General features: G+C 68.5%; 11 protein-coding genes, 1 tRNA gene and 1 pseudogene. 6 read left to right on the top strand and 7 right to left on the bottom strand.

Annotated elements, in window-relative coordinates; all coding sequences use genetic code 11:
• Nucleotides 1-107 precede the first annotated feature (107 nt).
• Complete coding sequence (locus JAO81_RS23325) at nucleotides 108-497, top strand: ubiquitin-like protein (RefSeq protein WP_233415799.1); 390 nt, start codon at nucleotides 108-110, stop codon at nucleotides 495-497.
• A gap of 76 nt (nucleotides 498-573) precedes the next feature.
• Here the strand turns inward: JAO81_RS23325 and JAO81_RS23320 are convergent.
• Nucleotides 574-646 (bottom strand) — tRNA-His (locus JAO81_RS23320).
• Between the two features lie 94 nt (nucleotides 647-740).
• The gene (gene orn / locus JAO81_RS23315; protein WP_199549860.1) at nucleotides 741-1349 is read right to left on the bottom strand and encodes an oligoribonuclease; all 609 of its coding nucleotides are present in this window, start codon (nucleotides 1347-1349) and stop codon (nucleotides 741-743) included.
• A gap of 546 nt (nucleotides 1350-1895) precedes the next feature.
• On the opposite strand from orn, the pseudogene JAO81_RS23310 reads away from it, so the two are divergent.
• Nucleotides 1896-3111 (top strand): annotated as a pseudogene (locus JAO81_RS23310) (IS110 family transposase).
• 50 nt (nucleotides 3112-3161) lie between these two features.
• Entirely contained in the window at nucleotides 3162-3470 is a 309-nt protein-coding gene (locus JAO81_RS23305; protein ID WP_199549859.1) for a hypothetical protein, read from the top strand.
• A gap of 93 nt (nucleotides 3471-3563) precedes the next feature.
• Here JAO81_RS23305 and JAO81_RS23300 read toward each other — a convergent pair whose 3' ends face one another.
• A complete protein-coding gene (locus JAO81_RS23300; RefSeq protein WP_199549858.1) occupies nucleotides 3564-4802 on the bottom strand; it encodes a helix-turn-helix domain-containing protein in 1239 nt (412 codons plus the stop codon).
• Between the two features lie 398 nt (nucleotides 4803-5200).
• Nucleotides 5201-5491, bottom strand: a complete 291-nt coding sequence (locus JAO81_RS23295) for a hypothetical protein (protein ID WP_199549888.1) — start codon at nucleotides 5489-5491, stop codon at nucleotides 5201-5203.
• A gap of 484 nt (nucleotides 5492-5975) precedes the next feature.
• Here JAO81_RS23295 and JAO81_RS23290 point away from each other — a divergent pair, with 484 nt between their 5' ends.
• Together JAO81_RS23290 and JAO81_RS23285 are read left to right on the top strand one after the other, a co-directional pair.
• Entirely contained in the window at nucleotides 5976-6521 is a 546-nt protein-coding gene (locus JAO81_RS23290) for a universal stress protein (RefSeq protein ID WP_165334424.1), read from the top strand.
• Between the two features lie 236 nt (nucleotides 6522-6757).
• Nucleotides 6758-7324, top strand: coding sequence for an acetate uptake transporter (locus JAO81_RS23285; protein WP_199549857.1), 567 nt, complete (start codon nucleotides 6758-6760; stop codon nucleotides 7322-7324).
• Nucleotides 7325-7430: 106 nt separating this feature from the next.
• Here the strand turns inward: JAO81_RS23285 and glmS are convergent, their stop codons facing one another.
• The 3 genes from glmS to JAO81_RS23270 form a co-directional block, all read right to left on the bottom strand.
• Entirely contained in the window at nucleotides 7431-9248 is a 1818-nt protein-coding gene (glmS, locus tag JAO81_RS23280; RefSeq protein ID WP_199549856.1) for a glutamine--fructose-6-phosphate transaminase (isomerizing), read from the bottom strand.
• A 64-nt stretch (nucleotides 9249-9312) separates the two neighbouring features.
• Nucleotides 9313-9570 (bottom strand): hypothetical protein, encoded by a 258-nt coding sequence (locus tag JAO81_RS23275; RefSeq protein ID WP_199549855.1) that lies wholly within the window; start codon nucleotides 9568-9570, stop codon nucleotides 9313-9315.
• Between the two features lie 168 nt (nucleotides 9571-9738).
• Nucleotides 9739-10614: a DUF4429 domain-containing protein gene (locus tag JAO81_RS23270; protein WP_199549854.1), complete on the bottom strand. Its 876-nt coding sequence runs from the start codon at nucleotides 10612-10614 to the stop codon at nucleotides 9739-9741.
• 174 nt (nucleotides 10615-10788) lie between these two features.
• Between JAO81_RS23270 and JAO81_RS23265 the strand changes: the two genes are divergently transcribed.
• Entirely contained in the window at nucleotides 10789-12399 is a 1611-nt protein-coding gene (locus JAO81_RS23265; protein WP_307813580.1) for a beta-N-acetylhexosaminidase, read from the top strand.
• The last annotated feature ends 30 nt before the right edge of the window (nucleotides 12400-12429 follow it).

Genomic DNA, 12429 nt, shown 5'->3' with positions numbered 1-12429 from the left:
GGACTTCCCGCGTGGGAAGTCCGCCGACCTCCCACGATTGGCCGGGCTCCGGATGTGGCGGTCGCGATCGCGGAGCACGCTGGAGGCCCGTCAACGAAAGGGACTTCATGATTCTGCGTTTCGCCGTGACCGCCGCGAGCCTCGCCGCCATGAGCCTCGCAGTGGCCTCTCCCGCGTCCGCGTCCGCGTCCGCGGCACAAGCCGAGCCGAACGCCTGCGCGCCGGAGGCAGCAGTGAGCATCGGCATCGGCATCGGCGGCACTGCGGAGCAGGAACTGGTGCCGATCTACGTCAAGACCCTCACGGGCGAAACGATCACCGTGTGCGCCGAGCTCGGCTCCACGGTCGAGCAGGTCAAGGTGCTGATCCAGGACAGCGAGGGCATTCCGCCGGACCAGCAGCGCCTGATCTTCGCGGGCAAGCAGCTGGAGGACGGCCGCACCCTGGCCGACTACGGCATCGTGGCGGAGAGCACACTCCACCTCGTACTGGGCTGATCACCGCAGGAAGCCGCGCGAACGAAAAAGATCGGGGCCCGGTCCGCTTGACGCGAACCGGGCCCCGATCCATCAGGGTGAGTGACGGGACTTGAACCCGCGGCCACCTGGACCACAACCAGGTGCTCTACCAACTGAGCTACACCCACCATGTCCGGTCGTTTTTCCGACCGGCCGAGAAAAAGTGTACAGGGTCCGAGAGGGTGCTCGCGCCCACCTTTTTCCCGGGGGGTCAGGCGGTTGTCAGGACGGATCCGCAGGCAGGACGTACTTCGCCGCGATCGTGCGCGCCGTCTCCGAGTCCGGTCCCGGCTGCGGGACGAAGATCGCCTCGCGGTAGTAGCGCAGCTCGGCGATGGATTCACGGATGTCGGCGAGCGCCCGGTGGTTGCCGTTCTTCTCCGGGCTGTTGAAGTACGCCCGCGGGTACCAGCGCCGCGACAGCTCCTTGACCGAGGAGACGTCGACGATGCGGTAGTGCAGGTAGTCCTCGAGGGTCGGCATGTCACGGAGCAGGAAGCCCCGGTCCGTGCCCACCGAGTTCCCGCACAGCGGGGCCTTGCCGGCGTCCTTGACGTGTTCACGTACGTAGGCCAAGACCTGCTCCTCGGCGTCCGCCAGCGTCGTACCGCCCGCGAGCTCGTCGAGGAGGCCCGAGGCGGTGTGCATCTGGCGCACCACCTCGGGCATCGTCTCCAGCGCGGCGTCGGGCGGACGGATCACGATGTCCACGCCTTCGCCGAGCACGTTCAGTTCCGAGTCGGTGACCAGTGCGGCCACCTCGATGAGTGCGTCGTCCGTCAACGAGAGCCCGGTCATCTCGCAGTCGATCCACACCATGCGATCGTTCATGCCCATTACCCTAATCCGTTTGTAGGCGAGCGGACCCGATCAGAGAGGCCAGGGGCCGTTCGAACAGCAGGGCCGTCATGCCTGCCTTTACCCCGGCGCGTGAGTGCCTTCCCGTAGAGCGGTGGGCGGGCCTGCTGGTCTGGTGACGATCGCGCGGGCGCTGGGTGGATGCCAACGCAGGACACGGCCTCGACGCCTTTGCGCAGATCGAGCACAGCTCGGCTCCTGCGCGGTCGTCGCCACGAAGACAATCTGGGTGGTGGTTGGCCCTGGGTCGATGTCTTCAAACGGCCGGGCCTTTATGCCTTTAACCAGAGCGGCGACGACCATGACCGCCGAGTGTCAACACTCGTCACTTGATCACTCGTTGGTGTTGGTGGTGCGAGCCCGCCGCACGGTGACTCCTTGATAGGCCCGAGCCGATTGAGTTCCTGCCTAGACCGGAGCCCGTGGCGAGCTGGTGCCACGAACGGCTACCGAGGTGTCGGCCCAGCCCGTCGTGGCAGAGGCCTGGGATTAGGGCGCCGCGTGGTTCCGCATGAGCTCGTGACCAGCTCAGGTTTACATCTTGAGGAGGGGACCATCTTGATCTACTGCGGTATCGACTGGGCCGAGCGGACGCATGACATCGCCCTGGTCGACGACACTGGCCGGGTCGTCGCCAAGCGTCACATCACCGATGAGATCGCCGGATACAAGATCTTTTTAGAGCTGCTCGCCGAGCACGGCGACACCGAAGACGATCCGATCCCGGTCGCCATCGAGACCAGCCGCGGCCTACTCGTCTCCGTCCTGCGGACCGGCAAGCGGCAGGTATTCGCGATCAACCCAATGGCGGCGGCCCGCTACCGTGACCGCCACTCTGTCTCCCGAAAGAAGTCCGACCCCGGCGACGATCTGGTCCTGGCGAACATCCTGCGGACCGACATGCACGCCCACCGCCCCCTGCCTGACGACACCGACCTCGGGCGCGCCATCGCCGTTCTAGCCCGTGCCCAGCAGGACGCGACCTGGAACCGGCAGCAGATCGCCAACCAGCTCCGCTCCCTACTGCGCGAGTACTACCCCTCCGCTCTGGCCGCGGTCGAGGCCTGGAAGAACGGACTCTGCCGCCCCGAAGCCCGCGAGATTCTGCGTCTCGCCCCGACGCCATCCCGGTCCGCGAAGCTGACCCGCACGCAGCTGCAGGCGGCACTCAAGCGGGCCAGCCGCAAGCGCGGCATCGACGCCGAAGTTGAACGGTTCCGCGAGATCTTCCGCGCGGAGTGGGCCCACCAGCCACCACTGGTCGAGGAAGCGCTCGGCAAGCAGATGCTCGCCCTGCTAACCCGCAGCACCCGGACGCCAAGATCATCACTAGCTTCCCGGGTCTCGGGGTCCAGCTCGGCGCCCGGATGCTCGCAGAGATCGGAGACGATCGCACCCGCTTCGCCGACGCCCGCGGCCTTAAGGCCTACGCGGGCTCCTCACCCATCACCAGGGCCTCCGGCAAAAAGCGGCGATCACCAGACGGTGGGTGAAGAACGACCGGCTCAACCATGTCGGCTACCTGTGGGCGTTCTCCGCGCCTAACGCATCACCCGGCGCGCTGGCCTACTACCGCCGGCGCCGCGACGAGCACGGAGACTGGCACGCCGCCGCCCAGCGCAACCTCTTCAACCGCATGATCGGCCAGCTCTACCACTGTCTGCAGCACCGCAAGCTGTTCGAAGAACACACCGCGTTCCCCGTGTTTCCACCTGCAGCGGCAGCAGCCGCATGACCTGCACCGAAGCCTTGTCCACCATGGCGAGGGCAGCAGATCATTCGCCCATGAGACCTGAAGTCCAGACGTTCGTCGCCGACGGCCCGCTGCCCGACTGGGACGCCAGCGAAGAAGAGATCGACCTACGTGTCCACCAGCTTGAGGCCATCGAGAAGCCCGTCACACGCGAAGAGGCGCTGGCGCTGGTCTCCTGCTTCGGCCCGGACGACTGCTACGGCGTCGCCTGGACACTCCTGCACCTCATCGAGACGGGCCCGAACCCTGTCCTGACCACCGCCCCTGGACCGGACGCGAACGAGTGGCACCAACGGCTCTACGACCGCGCCGTGAACGGGGGACTCATCCCGCGAACGTGATCGCTCGACGCCTCAGGATCCGTCCGCGGCACCGCAAGCTGTTCGAAGAACACACCGCGTTCCCCGCCCAACTTGCGGTTGCCGCTTGACGAGTTAGTACCCCGAGGTGTCTACGGGGCGCTCCCGCTGCCCGGGCAGCGTCGGGCGTCCCGGGGTACCGGAAGTGCCCGGCGCATAGGCGTCGGAGCCCGGTTTGCCCGCCTCGGAGCCGCGGTCGGCCGGTGCCGAGGCCGACGGCTGCCCCTGTGCGGCGGCCGCGGCCGTACGCCGGGACTGCGTCGGGATCGGACCGTCCGCCACCTCGACGGAGCGCTCGCTCTGCGGCCGTCGTGCCCGGTAGGCGGCCCGGTACGCGGCGGGCGAGGACCCCAGCTGGCGCCGGAAGTGCCCGCGCAGCGCGACCGGCGAGCGGAAGCCGCAGCGGCCCGCGACCTCGTCGACCGAGTAGTCGGAGGTCTCGAGCAGCCGCTGCGCCTGCAGCACACGCTGCGTGATCAGCCATTGCAGCGGTGCCGAGCCCGTCAGGGAGCGGAAACGGCGGTCGAACGTACGGCGTGACATGTACGCGCGGGCCGCCAGCGTTTCGACGTCGAACTGCTCGTGGAGGTGCTCCAGTGCCCAGGAGACGACCTCGGCGAGCGGGTCCGCGCCGATCTCCTCCGGTAAAGACCTGTCGAGGTAGCGCTCCTGACCGCCGGAGCGGCGCGGCGGCACGACCAGACGGCGGGCCAGGGCCCCGGCCGCCTCGGTTCCGTGGTCGCTGCGCACGATGTGCAGACAGAGGTCGATTCCGGCCGCGGTGCCGGCCGAGGTCAGTACGTCGCCGTCGTCGACGAAGAGCTCACGCGGGTCGACGTGGACGGACGGGTAGCGCTTGGCGAGCGTCGGCGCGTACATCCAGTGCGTGGTCGCGGGCCGGCCGTCGAGCAGTCCGGCCGCGGCGAGCACGAAAGCGCCGGTGCACAGGCCGACGATCCGCGCACCCTCTTCGTGCGCGCGACGCAGCGCGTCAAGGGCGTTCTGCGGCGGCGGTGCGGTGATCGAGCGCCAGGCCGGTACGACGACGGTGCCGGCCCGGGCGATCGCCTCCAGGCCGTGCGGCGCGGTCAGTTCGAGCCCGCCCGTGGTGCGCAGCGGTCCCTCCTCGCCCGCGCACACGAGCAGGCGGTAGCGCGGGACGCCGGCGTCCTGGCGGTCGACGCCGAACACGGACAGGGGGATGGAACTCTCGAAGATGGGACCGCCGCTGAACAGCAGCACGGCGACGATTTCCCTGCGCCGGCGGCCGGAGAGCTTGCGGCTTGTCTCCGGTGCGGCGGAGTCATGGCTCATGGCGCTAAGCCCCCCTCGGTGGTTGCGGCACCCCTTGCGTGTCGGCCCTGTCGCTCCTGCACGTTTCCCCTCGCAACGAGTCCCCCGCCTGGACGGTCAAGATCGAATCTACTGTGTCCGATGGTGCCGGCGTGACCAGTTCGGCACCTACTGCATTGTCGACAAGGCAACTTGGCGTGAAGCATTCGATCACGAAGCGTTGCACTCCAGGGCGTTACTGGGAAGTGCGCCTTGCGCCGGTGGCCGGTCCACATAGGGTGCGCGGGGCCTCGGAAGGCCTTTTCCCGCTGGTGGTACGGGGGTTGGGGAGCCTGGACCGCAACCTGGCGGCCCATCCGGGACTTTGGCCGAAAAGCGACGGGGGCGTACGACGGTTTCCAGTCGGCGCCCGGCGTGAATCAGCCCCCGTGCCGCCCGCCCCTGTGCGCCCCCGCGCCGGCACGCCCGTGCCGTGCCCGGTCACCGGTGTTCCGCTCCGCGCAAAGCCGCGCGGTCCCGCGCTCCGACCGGCGCAGCAGCACCCGGCAGGCGCCGGTCACGGCGGCCAGGCCGAGCGCGGCACCGCCCGCGCCCGCGAGTGACGTCCCGTAGACGACGAGGACCACCGGCACCAGGACACAGCTGAACGCCGCCCAGCCCACCACATCTCGCACCGAGTGTGCGGATGTGGTCCGTGGGGGCGGAGTCAGCCAGGGTGTCGATGGTGTGCAAGGGGCGGCAGGTGCGGGTGGGGTGCGGCGCCGACGGCCGCGTGTGACGTTCGGCGGCGGGGCGACTGCGGGCCCGGCGGGCTCCCCCGGACCGCGGTGTCGCAGATTCAGCGCGGGGGGGGGCGGCCGGTCACGGGGACCGGAGCCCCGGCCCGCCGTGACCGGCCCGGCAGGTCAACCTCGTATGACGCGGCCGGGTGTGGAGGTGTGTACGAGTCCGGGCGAAAAGCTGTAGGAGACAGGGACCATTGCCATACGGGGACCCGCTCATGCATGCTCCTGGAACGCCGCGGGGCCCCCTGCGGGACCTGGGCAGGAGAGGAGTGTCGCCGTACCCTTGGGGTATACGGGTTGGGAAGATGATTCCCGGACACTGCTCCGTGACCGCCTTCCGCCGACCCCTTGATCTTCGCTCCTCCGCAAGCCGTCCCTCTCCTTCGAGGATTCATTTTCAGAGACGACGATGGCCGGTCACGAATTTCCCGAACCCGCGCCCCGCAAGCGCCAGATCGAGCGCCAGGTCGCCGATCCCGCGGACCTCGCAGGCGAGCCCCTCGCCGCGGAAGAGCTCCGCAAGTCCTGTGATCCCGCGTTCCGGCACGGGGTCGTCGTCGGCTTCGACGGCTCGACCTCCAGTGAACGCGCTCTCGCGTACGCCATCGGCATGGCCCGGCGCTCCTCCTCGGCGCTGATCATCGTGCACGTGGCCAACCGGCTGCCCACCACGGTGTGGGCGGGCTGTGAACCGCCGGTCTTCGTGGACGTTCCCGACCACCGCACCGAGGTGCTCGGTCTCGAACTCGCCTGCGCCGACTATCTGGCGGAGGTCTCCTGGATCCTCGTCGAACGCGGCGGGGACATCTGCCACGAACTCGAAGAGGTCGGCCGGGAGTACGAGGCGGACGCCATCGTCGTCGGCTCGACCCATGGCATCGTCGGCCGGATCTTCGGCTCGGTCGCGGGCCGGCTCGCCAAGCGCGCGCAGCGGCCTGTCGTAGTGATCCCGTAGCGCTTCGCCGGCGTCCTCCCGTACCCCTCCCTCAGCGCGCCGCCGTTGCCATTCCGTAACTCCCCGTTGTCCCAGGTGAGATGGGGCGTTCGAAGCGTCAACTTCCCCTTGACGGTGGATAAATCTACCGCCCGGTAGAGGTGGTTTGTGCCCTTGTGAAGGGTACATAAAGGTTGCTGGCTCAACTGCACGGCCCAGCACCACGCAGCACAACTGCACTTCGAAGGGAGCCCGCCGTGGACAACGAAGTCTCCGCGGGAAGCAGCACCACTTCCACCCTCGGCCACCTCGCGCTCGGCGTGACCCTGCTGGCCTTCGGCCTCGGGCACGCGGACGTGATCGACGGCGTGACGGCGGCGGACGCGATGTCCGTCGCCACCTACGTCGGTGGTATCGCGCTGTTCATCGCAGGTCTGCTCGCATTCCGCGACCGTGACGCGTTCACGGGCACCGCGTTCGCCTCTCTCGGCGCCTTCTGGTTCACCTGGGGCACCGCGAACGCCGAAGTATCGACCAACGCCGCAGGGCTCTTCCTGCTGCTCTTCGCTCTTCTCGCACTCAGCCTGACCCTCGGGGCAGCCGGCGGCGGTCTGCTCGGCCAGGGCATGTACGGGCTGACCTTCCTGTCCCTTCTCCTCCTGGGCATCGCCTCCTTCGGCGAGGCCGAAGCGCTCGCGAAGGTCGGCGGCTGGGCAGGCGTCGCCGCCGGTCTCGTCGCCTGGTACGGAGCCACGGCGGCCCTCGCCAAGTGGCCCGCACTCACCGGACGTGCTGCCGGCCGGGGGGTGACGGCCACCGGCTGAGCAGCCAACGGGCCGGAGTAATGGGCGACTTCGGCCCTACGAGAACGACCCCCCTGTGTGCTGGTGGCATACACAGGGGGGTCGTTCGCGTACGTACGGCGGGGGACTACTCGACCGTCACCGACTTCGCGAGGTTACGCGGCTTGTCGATGTCCCGGCCGAGGGCAAGTGCCGTGTGGTACGCGAAGATCTGGAGCGGGATGCCCATCAGGATCGAGTCAAGCTCGGTCTCGTTCTTCGGCACCACGATGGTGTGGTCGGCCTTCTCCTGCTCCTGGTGCGCGACCGCGAGGATCTGGCCGCTGCGGGCCTTGATCTCCTCCAGGGCGGCGCGGTTCTTCTCCAGCAGATCGTCGTTCGGGATGATCGCGACGGTCGGCAGCGACGGCTCGATGAGCGCCAGCGGTCCGTGCTTCAACTCCGAGGCCGGGTACGCCTCGGCGTGGATGTACGAGATCTCCTTGAGCTTGAGGGAGGCCTCGAGCGCGACCGGGTAGCCACGGACACGGCCGATGAACATCATCGACTTCGCGTCGGCGTACCGCTTCGCGAGCTTCTTGATCTCGTCCTCCTGCTTGAGGATCTCCTGGATCTGGCCGGGCAGCCGGCGCAGACCCTCGATGATCCGCTTGCCGTCCGCGACCGACAGGTCCCGGATACGGCCCAGGTGCAGGGCGAGCAGGGCGAACGCGGTGACCGTGTTCGTGAAGCACTTGGTGGAGACGACGCAGACCTCGGGCCCGGCATGCACATACACACCGCCGTCGGTCTCGCGGGCGATCGCGGAACCCACGACATTGACCACGCCCAGGACGCGGGCGCCCTTGCGCTTGAGCTCCTGCACGGCCGCGAGCACGTCGTAGGTCTCACCGGACTGCGAGACCGCGATGTACAGGGTGTCGGGGTCGACGACCGGGTTGCGGTAGCGGAACTCGGAGGCCGGCTCGGCGTCCGCGGGGATACGGGCCAGCTCCTCGATCAGACCCGCGCCGATGAGTCCCGCGTGGTACGAAGTGCCACAGCCCAGGATCTTGATACGGCGGATCGTGCGGGCCTCGCGCGCGTCCAGGTTGAGACCGCCCAGGTGCACGGTGGAGAAGCGGTCGTCGATGCGGCCGCGCAGGACGCGGTCGACCGCGTCGGGCTGCTCGCTGATCTCCTTGTGCATATACGTGTCGTGGCCGCCCATGTCGTACGACTCGGCCTCCCACTCGACAGTGGTGGGGGAGGCGGTCGTACGGGTGCCGGACGTCGTGTACGTACGGAAGTCGTCGGCCTTGATCGTGGCCATCTCGCCGTCGTCGAGCGTGACGACCTGGCGGGTGTGCGAGACGAGCGCGGCGACGTCGGAGGCGACGAACATCTCCTTCTCGCCGATGCCGAGGACGACCGGGGAGCCGTTGCGGGCGACCACGATGCGGTCGGCGAAGTCGGCGTGCAGGACGGCGATGCCGTACGTGCCCTCGATGAGGCGGAGGGCCTCGCGGACCTTCTCCTCCAGGGTGTCGGCCTGGGAGCGGGCGACCAGGTGGACGAGCACCTCGGTGTCGGTCTCGGAGGCGAACTCGATGCCGTCGGCGGTCAGCTTGGCGCGCAGGTCGTCCGCGTTGTCGATGATGCCGTTGTGGACGACGGCGACCTTGCCGGTGGCGTCCATGTGCGGGTGCGCGTTCTCGTCGGAGGGCGCGCCGTGGGTGGCCCAGCGGGTGTGGGCGATACCGGTCGTTCCCTTGAAGCGGGCCGGCACCTTGGCCTCGAGGTCGCGCACGCGGCCCTTGGCCTTGACCATCTTCAGGCCCGTGGCCTTGGGGCCGGTGATGACGACGCCGGCCGAGTCGTAGCCGCGGTACTCCAGGCGCTGCAGGCCTTCGAGGAGGAGGGGGGCCACATCTCGTTTGCCGATATAACCGACGATTCCGCACATATTGAGGGTCCTCTGGGTCTCGGTCTTCTAGCTCTTGTGGTCTGCGGTTTCCGGGGCTTTCCGGCTACCCGTAGACGATGCGGCGCAACTGGCGGAGTGAGAGCTCCGGGGGTGCGACCGCGCGGTAGGTCAGGTCCGCCGAGATCTGTTCGAAGATCGCCGCGTTCACCAGGCCCTGACTCTGGAGTTCGCGGTGGCGGCGACGGACGAAGTCTTCGGTCGTCTCGTCGAAGTACGCGAGCACGTCCTGGATCACCCGCAGGGCCTCACCCCGCGCGAGCGGGGTGCTGCGTGTCAGGTGATCAACGAGGTCGTCGTGCATTTGCATGATCCTGGGGGATCCCGGGGTGTGTTCGCAAGAATCCTGCCCGGTTTCGGGCAGGGATTGGATTTTTCCCCGCCCTGCCCCTTCCCGAAACCGAGGGCTTCGCCCCGGGACCCCAGCATCCGAGCTTCGCTCGGATCTGCTCAAATGCCGCAGAGGCTGAGTTCACAGCCGCTTGAGGACCGCCTGCTTGGCCATCGTGAACTCCTCGTCCGTGAGGATTCCGGCCTGGTGAAGTTCACCCAGTTCGCGCAGGCGGCGCAGGAGGGCGTCGTGGTCGTCGGCGGTCGGGGCGGGTGCCGCGGTCAGCGACTTCTGCGGCTCCGCGGGCGAGGTCTCCGCGGTCGGATGGGGGAGGCGGGCCTGTACGGCGGCGGCGATCAGGGACATCAAGGGGTCCTTCTTGAAGCCCCACAGCTCGATCGCGTTCGGGTCGTACTTCGGCGGGGCCTTCGTCGGGGCGTTCCTCACCTTGAAGCGGAGGTAGCCGTTCTCCAGGCCGGCCGAGGGCTGCCACTCGACGGACTCGATGTCGTCGAGGGCGAGGGTGCGGGTGCCGGAGGCGGCCTTGGCCTCCTCGGTGTTCCACTTCCATTCGAGCCGGACGCGCTCGCCGTCGAAGCTCGCGGTGCCGTCCCCGGCGCTGGCGGAGATCGGGACGGACGGACCCGGGAGCAAGTAGGCGGTGCAGGGGTCCGTCGGGACCTGTTCGATGAGATGCGCGTTGCGCACCTCGTCCACGAAGTACTCGGCGACGCCGTAACGGTCCGACTCCACCGTCAGCTGATACGGATCGGTCGTGTCGGTCAGCTTGCCGCCCGTGACGTGGATCAGCGGATCGGAGCCCTCGCGCAGGCGGAGCCTGAGGCGGCCCTGCTTCTTGCCGTGCTCGAAGGAGATCCCCGCCAACGCCTGTATGGGGACCTCCAGTTCGCCCAGCGTCTTGCGGAGCAGCCCGACGTTCTTGTCGTGTCCTGGCACGAGCCGGAGCGTGTCGCCGTCGAAGGTCCAGGTCCCGTCGCGCTGGATGATTTCCGCCATGCCATTGATTCTGCATCAGGGGCCGGTCCGGCTCTCCGGTGCAGGCCGAGTTGCTCATCACCCCGGCCGTCCGAGTGGTCTATACCTTGACCGCCCGAGTGGGGTGCGGTACGCATGGTGACCGTTCGACTGCGCACAGGACTGGACTGCACCCCGCCGAAGGGAAACAGACTTGTGAGACAGCAATGGACAACCCCCAGACTGCTCGGCTCGCTGCTGCTCGTGGCGGTGGTCGGGATCTCCTGTGTCGGGGCGGCCCCGGCCGGCGAGGCGAAGGCGGCGCCCGCCGTCGTGCCGCTCGGCCAGGTGATTCCCGCGCCGGCCGAGGTCGACGCCGGCGGATCGCCGTACGAGATCACCTCCCGCACCCGGATCCGCGTCGCCGACGATTCGCGCGAGGCGCGGCGGATCGGCGAGCAGCTCGCCCAGGTACTGAGGCCGTCGACGGGCTACCGGCTGCCGGTGACCGACGAGGGCGGGCGCGACGGAATCCGGCTCGAAATCTCCCGTAAGGCACGGGAATTGGGCGCGGAGGGCTATCGATTCGAGTCAGGCAAGGGCGGTGTCACGATCACCGCGAAGGAGCCCGCCGGACTGTTCCACGGCGTGCAGACGCTGCGCCAGCAGCTGCCGCCGCGGATCGAGTCCGACAGCAGGCAGCGGGGCCCCTGGAAGGTCGCCGGCGGGCGGATCGAGGACACACCGCGGTTCGCGTACCGCGGAGCCATGCTCGATGTGTCACGGCACTTCTTCACCGTCGACCAGGTCAAGCGCTACATCGACCAGATGGCGATGTACAAGGTCAACAAGCTCCATCTGCACATCAGCGACGACCAGGGCTGGCGGATCGCCATCGACTCCTGGCCGCGCCTGGCCGAGTACGGCGGCTCCACGCAGGTCGGCGGCGGCAAGGGCGGTCACTACACCAAGGCCCAGTACAAGGACATCGTGCGCTACGCCTCCGAGCGCTATCTCGAGGTCATCCCCGAGATCGACATGCCCGGTCACACCAACGCGGCGCTCGCCTCGTACGCCGAGCTGAACTGTGACGGGGTCGCCCCGCCGCTCTACACGGGCACGAACGTCGGCTTCAGCTCGCTCTGTGTGCCCAAGGAGGTCACGTACGACTTCGTGGACGACGTGATCCGCGAGATCGCGGCCATCACCCCCGGCAAGTACTTCCACATCGGCGGGGACGAGGCGCATTCGACGCCGCACGAGGACTACGTGAAGTTCATGGACCGCGTGCAGCCGATCGTCGCCAAGTACGGGAAGACGGTGATGGGCTGGCATCAGCTGACCGGCGGGAACCCGGCCAAGGGTGCGGTCGCGCAGTACTGGGGCTACGACCAGACCGGGCAGGCCGAGCGCGATCAGGTCGTGGCGGCGGCGAAGAAGGGCACCAAGCTGGTGCTCTCGCCGGCGGACCGCTCGTATCTCGACATGAAGTACACCAAGGACACCCCGTTGGGCCTGGCCTGGGCGGGTCTGGTCGAGGTGGACCGGTCCTACGACTGGGATCCGGGGACGTATCTGGCCGGGGCGCCGGAGTCGTCCGTCTTCGGCGTCGAGGCACCGCTGTGGTCGGAGACCATCTCGACCAGTGCGCACATCGAGTTCATGGCGTTCCCGCGGCTGCCGGGGATCGCGGAGCTCGGCTGGTCGCCCGCGTCCACGCACGACTGGGACGCGTACAAGGAGCGGCTCGCGGCGCATGGGCCGCGCTGGGACGCGCCGGGAAGGGAGACCTCCAAGCCACCGAGGGTCCCCGGGCCGGGGGGTTGAGAGGGTAAACATGCCGGCGCCCCGGGAGGA

This window comes from Streptomyces sp. N35, assembly GCF_016464295.1.
In the GTDB taxonomy this organism is placed as follows: domain Bacteria; phylum Actinomycetota; class Actinomycetes; order Streptomycetales; family Streptomycetaceae; genus Streptomyces.
This window is presented reverse-complemented; position numbering and strand designations above follow the sequence as displayed.

Bases quoted from the DNA above. Each gene is read 5' to 3' on its own strand.
- JAO81_RS23290 (WP_165334424.1), top strand. From the start codon at position 5,976: ATGGCCGGTCACGAATTTCCCGAACCCGCGCCCCGCAAGCGCCAGATC.
- JAO81_RS23275 (WP_199549855.1), bottom strand. From the start codon at position 9,570: ATGCACGACGACCTCGTTGATCACCTGACACGCAGCACCCCGCTCGCG.
- JAO81_RS23300 (WP_199549858.1), bottom strand. From the start codon at position 4,802: ATGAGCCATGACTCCGCCGCACCGGAGACAAGCCGCAAGCTCTCCGGC.
- orn (WP_199549860.1), bottom strand. From the start codon at position 1,349: ATGAACGATCGCATGGTGTGGATCGACTGCGAGATGACCGGGCTCTCG.
- JAO81_RS23270 (WP_199549854.1), bottom strand. From the start codon at position 10,614: ATGGCGGAAATCATCCAGCGCGACGGGACCTGGACCTTCGACGGCGAC.
- glmS (WP_199549856.1), bottom strand. From the start codon at position 9,248: ATGTGCGGAATCGTCGGTTATATCGGCAAACGAGATGTGGCCCCCCTC.
- JAO81_RS23305 (WP_199549859.1), top strand. From the start codon at position 3,162: ATGAGACCTGAAGTCCAGACGTTCGTCGCCGACGGCCCGCTGCCCGAC.
- JAO81_RS23325 (WP_233415799.1), top strand. From the start codon at position 108: ATGATTCTGCGTTTCGCCGTGACCGCCGCGAGCCTCGCCGCCATGAGC.